Origin of the sequence: Nocardia sp. NPDC003269 (assembly GCF_042888005.1) — a bacterium.
In the GTDB taxonomy this organism is placed as follows: Bacteria; Actinomycetota; Actinomycetes; order Mycobacteriales; family Mycobacteriaceae; genus Nocardia.
Map to the genome: position 1 here is coordinate 693265 of NZ_JBIAPA010000003.1, position 19410 is coordinate 712674.

17 protein-coding genes are annotated in these 19410 nt (G+C 70.9%); 8 read left to right on the forward strand and 9 right to left on the reverse strand.

Annotated elements, in window-relative coordinates:
- Window positions 1-175: 175 nt before the first annotated feature.
- Together ACFYWJ_RS23140 and ACFYWJ_RS23145 are read left to right on the forward strand one after the other, a co-directional pair.
- Complete coding sequence (locus ACFYWJ_RS23140; RefSeq protein WP_355271832.1) at window positions 176-1219, forward strand: nucleoside hydrolase; 1044 nt, start codon at window positions 176-178, stop codon at window positions 1217-1219.
- Window positions 1216-2097 (forward strand): amidohydrolase family protein, encoded by an 882-nt coding sequence (locus ACFYWJ_RS23145; RefSeq protein ID WP_355271830.1) that lies wholly within the window; start codon window positions 1216-1218, stop codon window positions 2095-2097. The genes ACFYWJ_RS23140 and ACFYWJ_RS23145 overlap by 4 nt, the downstream gene beginning before the upstream one ends.
- Here ACFYWJ_RS23145 and ACFYWJ_RS23150 read toward each other — a convergent pair whose 3' ends face one another.
- The 4 genes from ACFYWJ_RS23150 to ACFYWJ_RS23165 all read right to left on the reverse strand — a co-directional run bounded on the left by ACFYWJ_RS23150 (window position 2098) and on the right by ACFYWJ_RS23165 (window position 5761).
- A complete protein-coding gene (locus ACFYWJ_RS23150; RefSeq protein ID WP_355271828.1) occupies window positions 2098-3144 on the reverse strand; it encodes an alpha/beta hydrolase family protein in 1047 nt (348 codons plus the stop codon). It lies immediately after the preceding gene.
- Between the two features lie 123 nt (window positions 3145-3267).
- Complete coding sequence (locus tag ACFYWJ_RS23155) at window positions 3268-3897, reverse strand: NAD(P)H-binding protein (RefSeq protein ID WP_355271826.1); 630 nt, start codon at window positions 3895-3897, stop codon at window positions 3268-3270.
- 65 nt (window positions 3898-3962) lie between these two features.
- Window positions 3963-4616: a response regulator transcription factor gene (locus ACFYWJ_RS23160; RefSeq protein WP_355271824.1), complete on the reverse strand. Its 654-nt coding sequence runs from the start codon at window positions 4614-4616 to the stop codon at window positions 3963-3965.
- Complete coding sequence (locus ACFYWJ_RS23165) at window positions 4613-5761, reverse strand: histidine kinase (protein ID WP_355271822.1); 1149 nt, start codon at window positions 5759-5761, stop codon at window positions 4613-4615. Before ACFYWJ_RS23165 ends, ACFYWJ_RS23160 begins: the two co-directional genes overlap by 4 nt.
- Before the next feature lie 161 nt (window positions 5762-5922).
- On the opposite strand from ACFYWJ_RS23165, the gene ACFYWJ_RS23170 reads away from it, so the two are divergent.
- A complete protein-coding gene (locus tag ACFYWJ_RS23170; RefSeq protein WP_355271820.1) occupies window positions 5923-7401 on the forward strand; it encodes a multicopper oxidase domain-containing protein in 1479 nt (492 codons plus the stop codon).
- Here ACFYWJ_RS23170 and ACFYWJ_RS23175 read toward each other — a convergent pair whose 3' ends face one another.
- The 5 genes from ACFYWJ_RS23175 to ACFYWJ_RS23195 form a co-directional block, all read right to left on the reverse strand.
- Window positions 7402-7875, reverse strand: coding sequence for an SRPBCC domain-containing protein (locus ACFYWJ_RS23175; RefSeq protein WP_355271818.1), 474 nt, complete (start codon window positions 7873-7875; stop codon window positions 7402-7404).
- The gene (locus ACFYWJ_RS23180; RefSeq protein WP_355271816.1) at window positions 7872-8237 is read right to left on the reverse strand and encodes a metalloregulator ArsR/SmtB family transcription factor; all 366 of its coding nucleotides are present in this window, start codon (window positions 8235-8237) and stop codon (window positions 7872-7874) included. Before ACFYWJ_RS23180 ends, ACFYWJ_RS23175 begins: the two co-directional genes overlap by 4 nt.
- Before the next feature lie 57 nt (window positions 8238-8294).
- Entirely contained in the window at window positions 8295-9389 is a 1095-nt protein-coding gene (gene meaB / locus ACFYWJ_RS23185; protein ID WP_355271814.1) for a methylmalonyl Co-A mutase-associated GTPase MeaB, read from the reverse strand.
- A 70-nt stretch (window positions 9390-9459) separates the two neighbouring features.
- A complete protein-coding gene (scpA, locus tag ACFYWJ_RS23190) occupies window positions 9460-11724 on the reverse strand; it encodes a methylmalonyl-CoA mutase (protein ID WP_355271812.1) in 2265 nt (754 codons plus the stop codon).
- Window positions 11724-13595, reverse strand: a complete 1872-nt coding sequence (locus tag ACFYWJ_RS23195) for a methylmalonyl-CoA mutase family protein (RefSeq protein ID WP_355271811.1) — start codon at window positions 13593-13595, stop codon at window positions 11724-11726. The genes scpA and ACFYWJ_RS23195 overlap by 1 nt, the downstream gene beginning before the upstream one ends.
- Before the next feature lie 178 nt (window positions 13596-13773).
- On the opposite strand from ACFYWJ_RS23195, the gene ACFYWJ_RS23200 reads away from it, so the two are divergent.
- From ACFYWJ_RS23200 to ACFYWJ_RS23220, 5 genes are all read left to right on the forward strand, one after another.
- Window positions 13774-14460, forward strand: a complete 687-nt coding sequence (locus ACFYWJ_RS23200; RefSeq protein WP_355271809.1) for a TVP38/TMEM64 family protein — start codon at window positions 13774-13776, stop codon at window positions 14458-14460.
- 57 nt (window positions 14461-14517) lie between these two features.
- Window positions 14518-15462 (forward strand): hypothetical protein, encoded by a 945-nt coding sequence (locus tag ACFYWJ_RS23205; protein WP_355271808.1) that lies wholly within the window; start codon window positions 14518-14520, stop codon window positions 15460-15462.
- A 302-nt stretch (window positions 15463-15764) separates the two neighbouring features.
- Window positions 15765-17192 carry a condensation domain-containing protein gene (locus ACFYWJ_RS23210; protein WP_355271806.1) on the forward strand — a complete coding sequence of 476 codons (1428 nt, stop codon included), beginning with the start codon at window positions 15765-15767 and terminating at the stop codon, window positions 17190-17192.
- Window positions 17193-17194: 2 nt separating this feature from the next.
- A complete protein-coding gene (locus ACFYWJ_RS23215; protein WP_355271805.1) occupies window positions 17195-18451 on the forward strand; it encodes a glycosyltransferase in 1257 nt (418 codons plus the stop codon).
- Window positions 18448-19410, forward strand: coding sequence for an ATP-binding cassette domain-containing protein (locus ACFYWJ_RS23220; protein WP_355271803.1), 963 nt, complete (start codon window positions 18448-18450; stop codon window positions 19408-19410). The genes ACFYWJ_RS23215 and ACFYWJ_RS23220 overlap by 4 nt, the downstream gene beginning before the upstream one ends.

A 19410-nucleotide genomic window follows, 5' to 3' on the forward strand; every position in this document is an offset into this window, starting at 1 on the left:
TCCGCAATCTCCCAGCGAGACTAACCGAAACCGCCGCCGTCACAGCTCTTTCGCCCCCGCCGACGTCACATTCGGGGTGCCGGATGCGTCTTCCCACCGGGCGAAACCGCCATGACCAGCGGCGAACGGCACGGGCGGCAGCGGAACGCGAAACGCCCGCGGTTACCCTCGACCTGTGGCGCGCAAGATCATCCTCGATGTCGATACCGGAATCGACGATTCGCTGGCGCTGCTGTATCTGCTGGCCTCCCCCGAGGCCGAACTCCTCGGGATCGCCGCGACCGCGGGAAACGTGCCGACCGCCCAGGTCGCCGCGAACACCCTGGCGCTGCTCGATCTCGCCCGCGCCGGCACCGTCGAGGTCGCGGCGGGCGCGAACGGACCGCTGGTCGTGCCGCTGCGCACCACCGAGGACACCCACGGCCCGCAGGGCCTTGGCTACGCCGAACTCCCCGCCTCGCCGCGGCCGCTCTCGGACCGCTCCGCCGCGCGGATGTGGGTGGAGCTGGCCCGCGCGCACCCCGGCACCGCGATCGGCCTGTGCACCGGCCCGCTGACCAACCTGGCGCTGGCCCTGCGCATGGAGCCCGAGCTGCCCCGGCTCCTGGACCGCCTGGTCATCATGGGCGGGGCGTTCAACCACCCCGGGAACACGACGCCGACCAACGAGTGGAACATCCACGTCGACCCCGAGGCCGCCAAAGAGGTCTTCGACGCGTTCTCGGCCGCCCCGCCGGACCGCCGGCCCCTCGTCTGCGCGCTCGACATCACCGAGTCGATCGAGATGTGGCCCGAGCATCTGGTGCGCTTGGCCGAGGCCGCGCACAGCACGCCGCCGGAGCGGGTCGCGGCGGGTGACGCCACCGAATGGCGCTCGGCGGCAAGCAATCCGGTGATCCGCTACCTGGTCGACGCGGTGCGCTTCTACTTCGACTTCCACGACGGCTACGACCTGGGCTACCTCGCGCACATGCACGATCCCTTCGCCGCCGCGGTGGCGCTGGACCCCGCCCTGGCGACGACCAGGCCCGCGACCGTCGATGTCGAGCTGACCGGCACGCTGACCCGCGCCACCACCGTCGCCGACTGGGCGGGCATGTGGGGCCGGGAACCCAACGCCGACATCGTGATCGGCACCGATCCCGCCGTCTTCTTCGAACGTCTCGTCACCCGCGTCGGCGCGCTGGCCCGTCGCCTGTACCCGGAGCCGCCCTCGTGACCGTCGATACCGCCGCCTACCTCGCCGACTTCCGGGCCCGCCTCGGGCTGCCCGCGATCGTCGACGTGCACACCCATTTCATGCCCGATCAGGTGATGCGCAAGGTGTGGGCGTACTTCGACCAGGCGGGCCCGCTGACCGGGCGGACGTGGCCGATCACCTATCGCGACGACGAGCAGGTGCGGCTGAAGACCCTGCGCGACTTCGGCGTCCGCGCGTTCACCTCGCTGGTGTACCCGCACAAGCCGCAGATGGCGGCCTGGCTCAACGACTGGACCGCCGATTTCGCGGCCCGAACGCCCGACTGCCTGCACACCGCGACGTTCTACCCGGAGCCCTCGGCCCCCGACTACGTCCGCGCGGCGATCGACTGTGGCGCGCGGGTCTTCAAGGTGCACATCCAGGTCGGCGCGTTCTCCCCGCTCGATCCGCTGCTGGACCCGGTGTGGGCGATCCTCGCCGAGGCGGGCGTGCCCGTGCTCATCCACTGCGGATCCGGTCCGGCCCCCGGCGAATTCACCGGACCGGCGCCCATCGCCGAACTGCTGCGGCGATTCCCGGACCTGCGCCTGATCATCGCGCACATGGGCACCCCCGAGTACAGCGAGTTCCTCGATCTGGCCGAGCGGTACCCGCGCCTGTACCTCGACACCACCATGGTGTGGACCGATTTCAGCGAGAGCGACGCCCCGTTCCCGCCCGGCGAGCGGGAACGCCTGCGCCGCTTCGGTGATCGGATCCTGTTCGGCAGCGACTTCCCCAATATCCCGTACCCGTACGCCGAGGCCGTCCAGGCGCTGGAGCGCCTGGATCTGGGCCCGGAGTGGCTGCGCAAGGTGTGCCACGACAACGCGGTCGCGCTGTTCGAGCTGGGCTGATCAGGCGGGGATCTCCATCCCCTCGGCCAGCAGCGGCCAGGAGTTCTTGAACGCCTTCTGCCAGTAGCCCCACGAGTGGGTGCCCTGGGTGTCCACGTCGAAGGTGGCGGGAATGTCGAGCTCCGCCAGCCGTTCCCGCAGGTTCTCGGTGCACCAGCTGGTCGCGGCCTCGATCACGCCACCGACGACGATCTGATTGGCCAGCCCGACCGGACCCCAGGTGATCAGGTGCGGGTCGCCGAGCTTGTCGTGTTCGCCGGGCAGGCCGTTGCCGTTGGAGATGTAGAGCTTGGTGCCGCGCAGCCCCTCGGCGTTGACGACCGGGTCGTTGGCGACCCATTCCGGATCACCGGGCGGCCCGTACATGTTCGACGCGTCCCCGCCCCCGGTGCCGACGACGACATTGACGAACTGCCTGCCGACCGGATCGCTGATCTGCGCGCAACCGCTGTAGGCCGCGACCGAGCGGAACAGCCCCGGTTTCGCGATGGCGAGTTGCAGCACGGAGGTGACCGTCATCGAGTTCGCGGCGATGGCATTGCGGCCGGTCGTCTCGAACATCGTGTCGACGAGGGCGGGCAGTTCGTCGAGGAAGAAGGTGCGCCACTTGTTCACGCCGAGACGCGGATCCGTACTGCGCCAGTCCGTGTAGTAGCTCCACGCGCCACCCACCGGCATCACGACATTGACGTCCTTGCCCGCCAGGAAGTCCACCACGTCGGTGTTCTGTTCCCAGGTCGCGGTGTCCTCGCCGCCACCGGCGCCGTTCACCAGATACAGCGCGGGCCGCGGCACCGAGGTGTCGGCGGGGCGCTGCACCTTCACCGACACCTCGCGGGCCATCGCCGCCGAGTAGATCCGGACCGTCACCTGCCGTCCGTCGACCGAGGTCACCTCGGCGCGGGAGCCATCGATCGTCACCGCCCGATGGGCCACCGCGACACCGGATTCCGGGCCCTGCGCGATGGCCGACGGGCCACCGGCGACCGTCGCACCGACGGCGAGGAACACCGCCGCCAACGCCGAGAGCGCGCTGCGGCACCTCATCGATCGAACCTCCTACTGAAAACCGACCACTCAGTGCGGTCCGACTCAGTATCGGGGAAGATCACAGCGCCGTTACCGGCTTCTTACCGATTCGTCACCAGAGACAACGGAACCCGGGGTGAATTATGAAGCAGCAACGGTGAACCGGGCCTGCCGATGCGCCGGGCGCTCGGCCTCGTCCAGCAGCGCGACGGCGAAATCCTCCATCGAGATCACCGACGCGCCGTCCGCGTCGACGAGCAGCTCGTCGGTGCCGATCCGGTAGACACCGGTGCGCACGCCGGGCGCCAGGTCCGCGGGCGGACTCAGATACGTCCAGTCCGCCACGCCGTCCGCGCGGCAGATCGCGAGCTGCTCGGCGCAGGCCTGGGCGATCGCCGCCAGTTCCGCCGGGAATTCGGCGGTTTCGTGCAACGGCAGCCCGACGCCGGGGACGACCAGCGTCGCCGCACCACCCACGACCAGCAGCCGCGCCCCGGCGCGCGCCACCCCGGCCAGCATCGCCGCCGCGACCACCGGCAACTCCGCCTCGGAGCCCGGCGCGGGCCGGGTCGCGGCGACGACGAGATCCTGCCCGGCCGCGAGCCGCTCGACCTGCTCGGCACTGGACGCGTCGCCGAGCAGGAGCCGCACTCCCGCGGGCATCGGCACCGCCCGCCGGGCCACCGCGGTCACCTCGTGTCCGCGGGCGAGGGCCTCGGCCACGACCCGGCTCCCGACGGCGCCACCGGCTCCGAACACCGCGATCCGCATGATCAATCCTCCTGTGCGACAACCCGACTGCCTGACAGGACGAATATATCTCAATATTGAGTTAGTTAATCATGATGTATCTCACCATTGAGATACTCCGGGAGCTCGGCGGCGTAGACGGCCAAGCGGACGCGGTTGTCGGTGCCTGTCTTCTCGAACAGATTCGCGAGGTGGGTCTTGACAGTGCTCACGCCGAGGTGCAGCCGTTCGGCGATCTCCTGATTGCCGTACCCGGCACCGACCAGACGCAAGACCTCGCGTTCCCGCGGACTCAGCTCCGGCACGGCGACCGCGGGCTTGGCGGTGAGTGCCCGGTCGACCAGGCGGCGCAGGAGCGCGGGCGAGAACACCAGGTCACCGTCGACCGTGCGCCGGATGGCGTCGAGCAGGACCTCGGGGTCGGTGTCCTTGACGAAGTAGCCGGCGGCACCGGCGGCCAGCGCCGGGAACAGGTGCTCGTCGTCGTCGAAGGTGGTGAGCACCAGCACTTTCGCACCCGGCGACGAGGCCATGATCTGCCGGGTGGCCGCGACGCCGTCCAGGCCGGGCATGCGCAGGTCCATCACCACCAGATCGGGCGCGAGTTCGGCGTACAGGCGCACGGCCGCCGTGCCGTCGGCCGCCTCGCCGACGACGGCGAGGTCGGTGGTGTCCTCGATGAGCATGCGCAGCCCCGCGCGCACCAGGCGCTGATCGTCCGCCAGCAGTACCGAGATCATGCCGGTTCGGCTCCCTTCGCGACGTCGGGCAGCCAGGCCCGTACGATCCAGTGCCGGTCGTCGGCCGCGGCGGTGAGCGTGCCGCCCGCCAGTGCGGCGCGCTCCCGCATTCCGACCAGGCCGTGGCCCGGCGGCGCGGTGCCCCCGGCACGGCCGCTGATCACCTCGAGGTCGATGCCGTCCGCGCGCCGGTCGATCCGGAACCGCACGGGCACCGCGCGATCCCCGTGTTTCATGATGTTGGTCAGCGATTCCTGCACCACCCGCAGCAGCGTCAGCCTGCGCATCGCGTCGAGTGCGCCCAGGTCGGTGGCGATCTCGGCGTCGATGGTGAATCCGGCGGCCCGCGCGCGGACCAGCGCCGCGGTGATCTCGGCGTCGACCGCGTCCGCCTCGACCAGGGCCACGGTGCCGAGGGCGGGATCGCGGAGGGCGGCGAGGAAGCGGCGGATGTCGGCGAGCGCGTCGGCGGCGGTGGCGCGCACGTCGTCGAGGACGGCGACCACCCGCGGATCGGCGTCACGTACCACCCGGCCCGCGACGGCGACGCGCAGGACGATCGAGGCCATGTGGTGGGCGACCACATCGTGCAGTTCCCTGGCCATGGCCGCGCGCTCGTCGAGGCGGGTACGGGCCTCGGCCTCGGCCGCGCGCATCCGGAGATTGTCCGCGAGATCGCGCTGGCCGCGCAGATACAGCCCGAGCAGCAGCGGCAGGCCGACGTAGGCGACCGCCTCGACCACGGTCGAGGCCCGCCCGATCGAGGTGTCGTGCAGGCCGACGCGCCCGAGGACCACCGCGGCGGCCCAACCCGCCGTCGCCACCCACACCGTCGAGCGCCGATGCGTACGCGCGATCACGTCGACCAGCGCGACCGCGCCGAGGTACGGCACCAGTCCGGACACGCTCCAGGCCGGGGTCCGCAGCATCGGCACGGCCAGCGCCGACAGGATCAGCGAGACCGCCAGCGGCCATCGCGTTCCCGCGAGGAACACCACCCCGGCCGTCATCGCGAGCAGCCAGTAGTGCGGCGGCACCCGGTACTGGCCCGGATAGGTGCTCGCCAGCAGCAGGACCGGGATCAGCGCCAGCGGCAGCCACCGCAGGAGCGGCCGCCGGGTGCGGCGTGCGCTGGTGTCGATCACGCACCCACGGTAGGCGACGCGTCGGGAGTAGCACGCGATCGGCGCGTCCGCAACAGCCGCGCGGCCGGAATCGACCGTCCGCGATCCGGCTCCGGGGCGGAGTCGCCGGGGCCCGGCCCGATCGAAGCTGGAGGCACCCGCACAGACAAGGAGTACGACACGTGGTCTCCCGCCGAGGCTTCCTCACCGGGCTCGCCCTCACCCCGCTCGCCTATGCCGTCGGATGCTCGGTCCGCACGGCCTCCCCCGCGGCACCGGCGGGCACGCGTCCGCTGCCGATCCCGCCGCAGGCGCCGTCGACCGTCGGCGCCGATGGTGTGCGCCGGTTCACGCTCCGGGCCCAGGCCGGAAGCACCGAGATGCTGCCCGGGTCGCGCACCGCGACCTGGGGGTACAGCGGGTCGGTCCTCGGCCCGACACTGCGGGCCCGCCGCGGTGAGCGGGTCGGCGTCACGGTGACCAACGACCTGCCCGAACCGACGTCGGTGCACTGGCACGGGATGCACGTGCCGGCCGCGGTCGACGGCGGACCGCATCAGATGATCGAGCCGGGGGCGGTGTGGACGCCGAGCTGGACAGTGGCCCAGCAGGCGGCCACGCTCTGGTACCACCCGCATCCGCACGGCGCGACCGAGAAGCACGTCCACCGCGGACTGGCCGGCTTCTTCCTGCTCGACGACGATCCGGCCGATGCGCTGGACCTGCCGAAAACCTATGGCGTGGACGATATCCCGCTGGTGATCCAGGACCGCCGGTTCACCGCCGACGGCGGCATCGACGAATCCGACGCGACCGATGTCGGCCTGCTGGGCGACACCATCGTCACCAACGGCATCGTCGGTGCCCATCTCGACGTCACCACCGAGCGGGTGCGACTGCGTGTCCTCAACGGATCGTCGGGCCGCCTGTACCACCTGGCGCTCGGCGACGGCCGGACGTTTCAGCTGATCGCCACCGACGGTGGCCTGCTCCCGGAACCCGTTGCGCTGTCCCGAATCCAGCTCAGCCCCGGGGAAAGGGCGGAGATCGTGGTCACCGTCCGCGCGGGTGAAACCGTCACGTTACGGTCGCTCCCGATCGAAGACCGCGCGGGGATCGATCGGGCGGCCGAGTTCGGTTTCGACGACACCTTCGACATCCTGGCCCTCCGGGGCGCCGACACCCTGCGCCCCACGGCGGCCGTGCCCGCGGCGCTCGTGCCGATCCGGCCGCTCGCCACGGCGAGCACCGCGCCGACCCGGACCTTCGCCTTGCGGTGGTTCATGATCAACAACCGCCGCATGGACATGAACCGCATCGATCTGACGATCCCGGCCGACACCACCGAGGTCTGGTCGGTCCGCAACGAGGACAACTGGCCGCACAACTTCCACATCCACGATGTCCAGTTCCAGATCCTCGCGATCGACGGAAATCCGCCGCCCCCAGCGCTTTCCGGCTGGAAGGACACCGTGTACACGGCACCGGGCGCCACGTACACCCTGGCCATGCACTTCGCCGATCACACCGACCCGACCTTCCCCTACATGTACCACTGCCACCTGCTGCATCACGAGGACCAGGGCATGATGGGCCAGTTCCTGGTCCTCGCGCCGGGGCAGCGGCCCGCCCCGATGCGGATGGACATGGGGCACGGGTGATCAGGCGACGGATTCGAGGTACTTGGCGAGGGCGGCGACCAGTTCGCGGGTGCCCTCTTCGCGCTGGGCGCCGGTGTCGTGGCCGTCGAGGTGGGCGCCGAACTCGACGAGGGTGAGCTTGGTGCCGGTGCTGGTCGGCTCGAACTCCCAGGTGGCGACCGAGGTGGAGATGTGGGCGCCGTCGAGCCACATGTCGTAGGTGTAGACGAGGCGTTCGTCGGCGACGATGTCGGTGTAGGTGGCGACGAAGCGCGAGGTCACCGTCTCCTGGAAGACACCCTCGTTGACCTCGATGCCACCGACCCGGAAATCGACGGAGGCCTCGGTGAGCTCCCAGCCCTCCTCGCCGCCGAACCACTTGCTCTTGATGGCAGGGTCGGCGAACGCCTGGAATGCGACCGCGGGCGCCACGGGCACCTCGCGCTCGATGGTGAACTGGGCGTGGTTGATGGAGCGGGTAGCGGTGTTGTTCATTGTTCTTCTCCCTCTGCGTTGTTCGCTGATTCCACGAGTAGTGCCGTGAGCCGGTCCAGCTGACGCTCGGCCGGTGGTCGCTGCTGCCGCAGCCAGTCGATCGCGGACCCGAAGGCCCCCGGCGCCAGCTGATAGGTCCGCACGCGCCCGATCTTGGCCGAGCTGACGATCCGCCCGGCCTCCAGCGCCTTCAGGTGCTGCACGATCGTCGGCAGCGCGACCTCGAACGGCGCCGCGAGATCCGACACCGAGGCCGGACCCCGAGCGAGCCGCTCGACGATCGCCCGCCGCGTCGGATCGGCCAGCGCCCGGAAGACACTGTCCAGTCCCCCGTCCGACTCACCACCCGAATACTTAGGCACATGCCTAAGTATTCACACCGACAAGACTTCGCGCAACCCCTGGGTCGCGAAAAGTTGTCAGGCGTCGAAAGCGCGCAGGATTTCCTCGGCGGCCAGCGCCGGGGTGAGAGTGCCGTCGCGGACGGCGGATTCGATTTGGGCGCGTGCGGATTTCACGGCCGGATTGTCGGCGAGGCGGCGCAGGATCTGGTCGTGGACCATGGTCCAGGTCCAGTCGACCTGCTGGCGGCGGCGCTTCTCGGCGAACTCGCCCGCGTCGGTGAGGACGCGGCGGTGTTCCAGGACGGTGTCCCAGAACTTGTCGAGGCCGACACCTTCGAGGCCGCTCATGGTGAGCACCGGCGGCCGCCAGAGGGCGTCGTGCGGGTGGATCAGGCGCAGGGCGCCCGCCAGTTCGCGCGCGGCGGCCTTGGCCTCGATCTCGTGCTTGCCGTCGGCCTTGTTCACCGCGACCAGCTCGGCCAGCTCCAGGACACCCTTCTTGATGCCCTGCAACTGGTCACCGGTGCGGGCCAGGGTGAGGAAACAGAACACGTCGACCATATTGGCCACGGTCACCTCGGATTGGCCGACGCCGACGGTCTCCACCAGGATCACGTCGTAGCCCGCGGCCTCGAGCAGCACGATGGTCTCGCGGGTCGCCTTGGCGACGCCGCCGAGCGTGCCCGCCGTCGGCGAGGGCCGGATGAACGCGTCGGCCTCCAGCGACAGCCGCGCCATCCGGGTCTTGTCGCCGAGGATCGAACCGCCGGTACGGGTCGAGGACGGGTCCACGGCCAGCACCGCCACCCGATGTCCCTTGCCGAGCAGGTACATCCCGAGTGCGTCGATGAAGGTCGACTTGCCCACGCCCGGAACACCGGTGATGCCGACCCGGTTCGACACGACCGTGCCCGGCTCGGTCCCCAGCCGCAGCAGCAACTGCTGGGCCAGCTCCCGATGATCGGCGCGGGTCGATTCGACCAGCGTGATCGCCCGGGCCAGCGGAGCACGCTGACCCGCGCGGATCCCGTCGGCGAGTTCACCGATATCGATCGTGCGCGCGGCACGGGCGACGGTCCTGCCTTCGTTGCGCGGGGCCCCGACACCCGCGGTGGTGCCGAGCCGGGGGTGCGCCACGGCTCCCCCGCCTCCCTGTGCGGGCTCGCTCATCGTGTTCCCCAACGGCATGCTCGGGCACCCTTCGTCGTGACGCCGGCTACCGCCTGCGGGCGCTCACTGGTCATGCCTGCGCGCCGCCGCCGATCTCGTGTCCGAGCGAGGCACCCAGCTTCTTCAGCAGATCGATGGCCGCGTCGGCGATGACCGTGCCGGGCGGGAAGATCGCCGCGGCGCCCGCCTCGTACAGCTCGTCGAAGTCGCCGGGCGGGATGACACCGCCGACGATGACCATGATGTCGGGGCGACCCACCTCGGCCAGCGCCTGCCGCAGGGCGGGCACCAGCGTGAGGTGACCCGCGGCCAGCGAGGAGACACCGACGATGTGCACGTCGTTGTCGGCCGCCTGGCGCGCCACCTCTTCGGGGGTCTGGAACAGCGGGCCCACGTCGACGTCCATGCCCAGGTCGGCGAACGCGGTGGCGATCACCTTCTGGCCGCGGTCGTGGCCGTCCTGGCCCATCTTGGCGACCAGGATGCGCGGGCGCCGGCCCTCGGCCTCGGCGAACTCCTCGACGAGCGCGATGGCCGCGCCGATGTTGGAAGCCTTGCCTGCTTCGTCACGGTACACACCGGAGAGCGTACGGATTTCGGCCTGATGGCGGCCGTAGACCTTCTCCAGTGCGTCGGAGATCTCACCGACGGTGGCCTTGGCGCGGGCGGCGTCGATGGCCAGCGCGAGCAGGTTGTTCTCCATCCCGCCCTCGGACGAGGCGGCGGCGCGGGTCAGGTTGGCCAGCGCGGCCTCGACGGCGGCCGAATCACGTTCGGCGCGCAGGCGTTCCAGCTTCTCGATCTGCTCGGCGCGCACGCGCGAGTTCTCGACCTTGAGGACCTCGACCTGCTGGTCCTCTTCGACCTGGTACTTGTTGACGCCGATCACGGGCTGCTGGCCGGTGTCGATGCGCGCCTGGGTGCGCGCGGCCGCCTCTTCGATGCGCAGCTTCGGAATGCCCTCCGAGATCGCCTGCGCCATCCCGCCGTGCGCCTCCACCTCGGCGATGTGCGCGCGGGCGCGCTCGGCGAGCTGGTGGGTGAGCCACTCCACGTAGTACGAGCCACCCCACGGGTCGATCGGGCGCGTGGTGTTGGACTCCTGCTGGATCAGCAGCTGGGTGTTGCGGGCGATGCGGGCGGAGAAGTCCGTCGGCAGGGCGAGTGCCTCGTCGAGGGCGTTGGTGTGCAGCGACTGGGTGTGGCCCTGGGTCGCGGCCATCGCCTCGATGCAGGTGCGCGCCACATTGTTGTAGGCGTCCTGCGCGGTCAGCGACCAGCCCGAGGTCTGCGAATGGGTGCGCAGCGACAGCGATTTCGCGCTCTTGGGCTCGAACTTCGAGACCAGTTCGCTCCACAGCAGCCGGCCCGCGCGCAGCTTGGCGACCTCCATGAAGAAGTTCATGCCGATGGCCCAGAAGAACGACAGGCGCGGGGCGAACTTGTCGACGTCCATGCCCGCCGCGATACCGGCCCGGATGTACTCCACGCCGTCGGCGAGGGTGTAGGCCAGCTCCAGATCGGCCGTGGCACCGGCTTCCTGGATGTGGTAGCCGGAGATGGAGATCGAGTTGAACTTCGGCATCTCGGCGCTGGTGAAGGCGAAGATGTCGGAGATGATCCGCATCGAGGGCTTGGGCGGGTAGATGTAGGTGTTGCGGACCATGAACTCTTTCAGAATGTCGTTCTGAATGGTTCCGGCCAGCTGTGCGGGCGTGACGCCCTGCTCCTCGGCGGCGACGACGTAGAGCGCCAGGATCGGCAGCACCGCGCCGTTCATGGTCATCGACACCGACACCTGGTCCAGCGGGATCTGATCGAACAGCTGGCGCATGTCCAGGATCGAGTCGATCGCGACACCGGCCATGCCGACGTCACCCTGCACGCGCGGGTGGTCGGAGTCGTAGCCCCGGTGCGTCGCCAGGTCGAAGGCGACCGACAGACCCTTCTGACCGGCCTGCAGGTTGCGGCGGTAGAAGGCGTTGGAGTCGGCGGCGGTGGAGAAGCCCGCGTACTGGCGGATGGTCCACGGCTGGTTGACGTACATGGTCGGGTAGGGACCGCGCAGGAACGGCGCCACACCGGGCACCGTGTCCAGCGGATAGCCCTGCGCGACAACGGCGTCGCGGTCGGCCTTGGTGAACACCGGCGGCACGTCGATGCCCTCGGGCGTGGCCCAGGTGAGCTGATCGGCGGTGGTGTGGTTGGCCGCGGCTGCCTCGGCCACGAACTCCTTCACCTGCGCGTCGTCGACCTCGGCGGCCGTCGGCGCGTGCTCGGTGAGCGGCACCTCGGCGAAACTACCGATCAGGTGCTCGATATCGGATGTCGTCATCAGGCTCCCACCTTCTCCAGCAGCTGCGACAGGACCGCGACCGCGTCGATGCGCAGGGTCAGGTACCCGTCGGGACGCTGTGTACCGCTGTACTGCGCGACCGACTTCTCCGGTCCGGCCAGCAGGACCGTGTCGATGCCCGCGGCGCGCAGGGCCTCGACCGCGGCGCCCGCTTCCTCGCCGTAGCGCTTGTCCGCACCGCACAGCACCGCGATGGGCGCGCCGGATTCGGTGGCGGCCGCGGCGATCCCGTCGACGGTGAGCGGGCCGGGGTTGACCGACTCGATCCCGCCGGAGGCCAGCACGTTCGCGGTGAAGATGGTGCGCGCGTTGTGTTCGGCGACCGGGCCCAGCGGCACGATCAGCGCCTTGGGACGGGCGCCGGTGGCCGCGAGGAACGCGTCGGAGCGGTTGCGCAGCGACTCGAACGCGGCGCCGTAGCGCGCGACCGAATCCCCGGCGCGGGCCTGCTCCGAGAGCGGGGTCTCGGCCAGGTTGGGGAACTCGTTGACACCGGTGACCGCGGTCTTGCGGTGCGCGATGTCGGCGGCGCGGGTGGCGGCGGTCTCGGCGATGCGGTCGGCGACCAGGCCAGCAGCGAGCGCGGCGGGGTAACCGCCCGCGGCCTCGATCTCCTGCATGAACTCCCAGGCCTTGGCGGCCAGGTCGTCGGTCAGGGAGTCGACGTACCAGGAGCCGGCGGCCGGGTCCTGGACGTGTCCGAGGCGGGATTCCTCCAGCAGCAGCAGCTGGATATTGCGGGCCATGCGCTCCGAGAACGACTGCGAGACACCGAGTTCGCCCGCGGGCAGCGCGGAGTCGAACGGCAGCACGGTGACCGAGTCGGCACCGCCGACACCGGCGCCGAAGGCGGCCAGGGTCGTGCGCAGCAGGTTCACCCACGGGTCACGCTGGGTCATCATGGCGGCCGAGGTCACCGCGTGCTGCGGGGCCGCGCCGAAGGCAGGCGCACCGCACACCTGCGCGACGCGCGCCCAGAGGCGCCGGGCCGCACGGAATTTCGCGACGGTGGCGAACTGGTCGTCGGTGGCCGCGAAGCGGAACTCCAGCTGGCCGAACGCGTCGGCGATGTCGACACCGGCGGCGGTCAGCGCGCGCAGGTACGCGAGACCGGCCGCGACGGACGCGCCCAGCTCCTGCGCGTCGGCGGCGCCGGCGTTGTGGAAGGCGGTGCCGTCCACGGTGATCGCGCGGACGGTCTCCGGGCGGGCGATCGCGCGCGCCGCCAGGGCGACGGCCTGCTCGGTGTCGATGTCGGCGGTGCCGGCGAAGGCGCTGGTCAGCGGCGCGGCACCCAGGCCGACCTGGATCTGCGCGCGCTCGGCGAGCTGGTAACCGTCGAGCACCGTGAAGACCTGCGTGGCGGCGGCCTCGACGTCGGCGCCCGCGACCAGGGTCAGCGGGGCCAGCTCGAAAAGCAGGCCGGTCAGCGCGGTGGGGATGTCGGCGGGTGCGACGCCCTCGGCGCCGATCCCGAGCGACACGGCGCTGACGCCGTTCTCGAGCCAGCCGAGAATCGTCCGGTTGGTCGCCGCGGCATCCGCCGAGCCGGCGAACGCGGCGACGAACCAGCCGCGCTGCGGATCGCGGGTGGCGCTGCCACCGCGCACGAACGGGAACGCGCCGGGCAACGGCTGCTCGGGCAGCTCGTCGCGGCGGGTGTAGAGCGGGGCGATGGTCAGCCCGTCATAGGTGGTCTCGTCGAGCAGATGCTCGGGCTCCGCCGGGAGCTCGGCGACCTCGACCCGTCGCGCCTTCGCCAGCACGCCCGCCACGCCCTTGCGCCACGCGGCGTACTCGGGCACCGGATCCGGCGCGAGTCCCGCCCCGGACTCTGAACCAATCGGCATAGCTGCTGTTCTCTCTTCCATTCGACGACCGCATCCCGGTGTACTGCCGATCCGGCAGCATCAGCCCAGCAGCGGAATACTGCGGCGAACCAGGATGTGTCCGGTTCTTACATGATGCTAACTGTGACACCCTGTCCACTCTCTCCGGCCATCCCCTACCGGCCGGTACGCTTACCCGGTGTCCCGACTGATCCGCTCCCCGCGCCTGCTCATGGCTCTGGCCGGGGTCGCCGTGCTGTTCGTGGTGGCGATGATGGTCCCGCTGCCCGGCCCGCAGCAGATCAGGGAGTGGGCGGGCGGCGCCGGTCCGCTGCTGCCGCTGCTGTTCTTCCTCTTCTACGCACTGGTCGCGGTGGCGCCGGTGCCACGCACCGTGCTGACCGTGACCAGTGGTGTCCTGTTCGGTCCGGTGCTCGGTTCGATCGTCGCGCTGGGCGCGACCGGGATCAGCGCGACACTGGCGCTGCTGGGCGTCCGCGCGCTCGGCCGGGACCGGGTCGCCGGGCATCTGCACCACCCGGCGGTGCGCGCGATCGATGATCGACTGGCCCAGCGCGGCTGGCTCGCGGTGGCCGCGCTGCGGATGATCCCGCTCGCGCCGTTCTCGATCGTCAACTACTGCTGTGGCCTGTCCTCGGTGCGGGTGCTGCCCTATCTGGCGGCCACCCTCGTCGGCTCGGCGCCGGGCACCATCTCGACAGTCGTCCTGGCCGGCTCGCTGGCGGGCCACACCGATCCGATCGCGGTCGTCGTCTCGGCGGTCTGCCTCTCGATCGGCCTGCTCGGACTCGCGCTCGACGCGAAGCTGCCGATCACCGCGGCGCCCACGGCGCCCGAGACCGAGACCGTCGCGGCGCGCGGCTGACCCCGTCGCGGCGCGCCTGCGCCGCCCGACCCGTTCGCGATCGGATAATCCCCGGTCATGGCGATGACGGTGGGCCGACGATCCGCACTCGCACTCCTGGCCGGGCTCCCCCTGCTGGCCGCGGGGACCGCACGGGCGCAATCCGCCCTGGGTCCCGGCGTGGGGGTCGACCCCGACCGCACGCCCACCCGCTACACGATGACCGCCTTCCGCGCCGACAGCGACACCACACTGGCGGTGTACGAGTCGGCCGACGGTACGGCGTTCACCCCCGTCGACGAGGACGCCTACACCCCGCCCACGGGCCTGGTCCGCGATCCGAGCATCCTGCGGCACACCGACGGTCGCTACTACCTCACGTACACGATCGCCGGTGACGCCACCGCGATCGGCCTGGCGCACAGCCTCGACCGGATCACCTGGACGTCCATGGCCCCGGTGCCCATGCTGGTCGCGGGCAGGCTCGACGGCGCGTGGGCGCCGGAGTGGTACGCCGACGCCGCGGGCCGCGTCGGCATCATCGTCTCGCTCACCTGGGGTCACGGCTTCACCCCGCACCTGCTGATCCCCCTCGACCCCGGCCTGACGACCTGGGCGCCGCCGGTGCCGCTGCTCGGCCTCGGCCCCGGCGGACCGGGGTCCCTCGGCTATATCGACACCACCCTGGTCCGACTGGCGGGCCGGTTGTTCGCGTTCGTCAAGAACGAGGACAGCAAGCTGATCGAACTGGCCGTGGCCGACCGCCCGATCGGCCCCTATTCCTTCGTGGCCACCGGCGACTGGGCCGGATGGGGCGGTCCGCGTGAGGGTCAGTCGGTGGTCCGCCTGCCCGACGGCGGGCACCGGATCTACCTCGACGCCTACACCGACGGCCGCTATGTCTACAGCGACAGCTACGACGGATTCCGGTCCTGGACGCCCCCGGCGGAGCTCCCCGGACTCTCCGGCGTGGTCCGCCACGGCACCGTGCTCGCCGAGTTCGGGCCGACTGTCACGACATAACCACAGGTCAGGGCCCATCCACTGATTCGGTTCCGGACTTTCTGAACTGAAACCCCCTTACTTCAGGGGCACCGGGTTACGCTGGCGTTCCGAGACAAATTGAAAGTGAGCTTCTTCACATAGGCCAGTTGTGACTAACGCATATTTCAGAAAACTCTCAGAGTTATAGACTCGGGATAGCCCAGGGTTCGCCAGCTACATCCGGTGCGGGATCCAGAGCAACATCCGGTGACGCGACCGCGGTCACCGACATCCCCGTTCGCGCCGTCTTCGGCATGCACTGCACCTCGAGGTGACCCCGCATGGAATACACCCATCTGTCCGAATTCACGATCCGCTCCGGCGCCCTGTCCATCTGGACCCCGGAGCTGGCCGACGCCGGCTCGTGGTACGACGACGAACGCCCGCTCGCCAGCGTGCACTCCCAGTACCTCGGCTTCCTCGATCCCGAGGACCCCACCCCCGGTCGCGGCCGCTGGATCGGCACCATCTTCGAGATGGACGCCCCGCTGGACGCACGGGTATGGGCCAGGACCCTGGAACTGTGGCACGACCGCCACGAGGGCTTCCGCACCACCGTCGCCCCCACCGGCGACGGCGACTACCACCGGATCACCACCGCCCCCGGCACCGTGCGGGTCGCCTCGGCGCCGGTCCCCGAACTCACCGACGGTGACCTGATCAACGAATTCCTGTGCGAGGCACTGGAACTGCGGCTGTCGCCGCTGATCTGGCCGCATCTGCTGGTGGCCACCGTCGCCCACGACACCGACGACTTCACCGTCCTGGTCGCCGCCGACCACTCGGTGCTCGACGCCTACTCCCAGGCCGTGCTGATCCTCGAACTGCGCACTCTCTACACCGCGGTGCGCGACGGCGGGGAGATCCGCGATTCGGCCACCTTCGGCAGCGCCGCCGACTTCGCCGCCGTCGAACGCGCCGCCGCCGAGGAACTCACCCCCGACTCCCCCGCCGTCGGGGTGTGGCGCGACTTCGTCGGCACGCCCGGCTCGCCGATGCCCCGCTTCGCCGAGGGCATGGTGGCCGCGCTCGACGGGGAGCACGCCCAGCCCAGTGTCTCGCGCACGCTGCTGACCCTCGACCAGCTCGAAGAGGTCGAGGAGGCGCTCGGCCGGCTCAAGCACCGGCTCTCGGTCACCGTGTTCGCCGCGCTGGCCGCCGCCTCGCGAGAGGTGTTCGGCGACGACCGGTTCCGCACCATCATGCCGATCGCGACCCGCCCCGACCTGACCTGGCTCGAGTCGATGGGCTGGTTCGTCAACGTGGTGCCGGTCGACATCACCCTGCCCGCGGGCGCCGACATGGGCACCGCGCTCGACGTCACCCGGGCCGCCCTCAAGCGCGCCCACATCTGCAACGACGCCTCCTGGGGCCGGTCGCTGGCGATGGCGGGGGCGCTCGAGGGCCCGACCTTCGGCGCGTCGTTCCTCGACATCCGGATGCTGCCGGACTACGAACTGGTCGCCGACCTGCGCGGACGCACCCTGCGCGCGGTGTCGTACTCCACCGACGAGGTGTACTTCTGGGTCGTGCGCGGCCCCGAGGGCCTCTACGTGTCCACCCGCTACCCGGCCGGCCTGGCCGCCGAGGTGATGGATCGCTTCCTCACCGAATTCGCCAGGGCCATCTACGCGGTCACCACCCTCGCGGCGCCCGTCACGAGCGCCCCGGTCGCCGACACCGCGTCGGCAGCGCTGAGCGCGGGCTGACGATGCGTGCACTGCTGGCCTTCACCGGCAGCCGTGGCGATGCCCAACCCGGCATCCTGCTGGCCCGCGAGCTCCTGGCTCGCGGGCACTCGGTGACGCTCGCCCTCTCCCCCAATCTCGTCGACTTCGCCACCGCGCACGGCATTCCCGCCGTCGGTTTCGGTCGCGACAGCGCCGAGCTGCTGCGCACCCAGCACGACGACCGGCGGTTCCGCAGCCTCAGCCCGCGCCAGCGGCTGCGGGCCGTGCTGGATCTGCAGCGGCGTGGCGTGGCCGAGGCGGTGCGCGACCTGCTCGCACTCGCGCCGGGTCACGACGTGCTGGTGACGGGGATGGCGGGCGAGGAGGCGGCCGAGAAGGCCGCCCGGCGGGTCGGCCTGCCGCTGGCGGCGGTGCACTTCTTCCCCATCCACCCGAATCGCTCGGTGCCGGTCGTCCCCACCGCGTGGGGCGCCCGGATTCCCGGTGCGCTCAACCGGCGGATCTGGTCCGGCCTGCGATGGGCCCGCGATGCGGCGCTGGCCGAGCCGCTCGCCGAATTCGGCATCGTGGAACATCCACTGCCGGGCCGGGTCTCGATCCAGGCCTACGATATCGACCTGTTCCCCGGGCTGGCGGCCGAGCTCCCCGATCGGCATCCGATCACCGGTTTCGCCGTCGACGCCGACGGATTCCTCGGCGGCCCCGCCGATCCCGCGCTCACCGCGTGGCTCGACGCGGGCCCCGCGCCGATCTATGTCGGCTTCGGCTCGATGGCCGTCGACGATCCGGCGGCGCTGGTGGCGATGCTGCGCACGGTCTGCGCGCGCCGGGGCAGGCGGTTGCTGCTGGCCGCCGGCTGGGCGGGCCTGGAGCCGGAGCTGTCCGCCGAGGTCGCGATCGTCGAGCAGGTCGACCACGCCGCGGTGTTCGGGCGCTGTGTCGCCGCGGTGCACCACGGCGGGGCGGGCACCACCGCCGCCGCGCTGCGCGCCGGGGTGCCGCAGGTGATCTGCTCGATCCAGGCCGATCAGCCGTACTGGGGCCGGGCGCTGGCCCGGCTGGGCCTGGCCGGCACCCTGCGCGCCGCGGAGCTGACCGCCGACCGGCTCACCGCCCTGCTGGATCGCGTCGCCGACCCGGAGGTGGTCGCGCGCGCCACCGCGTACGCGCACGCGTTCCCCCGGCGGGGCGTCGCCCTGGCCGCCGACGAGGTGGAAACCCTTGTCCCCCTGACCTTCCCGACCCCCGAACTCGACCATGCCGGGAGGCCCCTGTGACCACCGACATCGCCGTCCGCACCAGCGGCCTCGGCAAATCCTACGGCGACTTCACCGCCGTCGGCGGTATCGATCTCAGCATCCCGGCCGGTTCGGTCTTCGCGATGCTCGGCCCCAACGGCGCGGGCAAGACCACCACGGTCCGCATGCTCGCGACGCTGCTGCGCCCCGATCGTGGCAGCGCCGAGGTGTTCGGCTTCGACGTGGTGCGCGAGGCCACGGCCGTGCGCTCGATGATCGGGCTCACCGGGCAATATGCCTCCGTCGACGAAACCCTCACCGCCGGTGAGAATCTGCGCCTGTTCGGCCGCCTGCTCGGCCTGTCCCGCCGGGACGCCGCCGCGCGCAGCGACGAGCTGCTCGAGGAGTTCGAGCTCTCGGCCGTCGCGCGCCGCAGCGTCTCCGCGTTCTCCGGCGGGATGCGCCGCCGCCTGGATCTGGCCGCGACGCTGATCACCGTGCCCCCGTTGATCTTCCTCGACGAACCGACCACCGGCCTGGACCCGCACACCCGCGACCGCATGTGGGGCATCGTGCGCGGACTCGTCGAACGCGGCGCGACGGTGCTGCTCACCACCCAGTATCTCGAGGAAGCCGACGCGCTGGCCGACCGGATCGCGGTGATCGATCGCGGCACCCTCGTCGCCGAGGGCACGGCCGCCGAGCTCAAGGCCTCGATCGGCGAACAGGTGCTGCGCCTGGACATCCCCGACACCGCGGACCTGCGCCGTGCCGAGTCGCTGATCCAGGAACTCACCGGCGAGGTCCCCGAGGGCTCCTCCACCGGCACGCTGACGGTCGCGCTGCCCGATGTCGCGCTCGGCACCGACATCGTCGCCGCCTGCCGCGCCGCGGGCATCACCCTGCGGGGTTTCGCGGTCGACCGGCCCGACCTCAACGAGGTGTTCCTGTCGCTGACCGGACACGCCCGCACCGCCGACACCGTCGACGCGGCATGA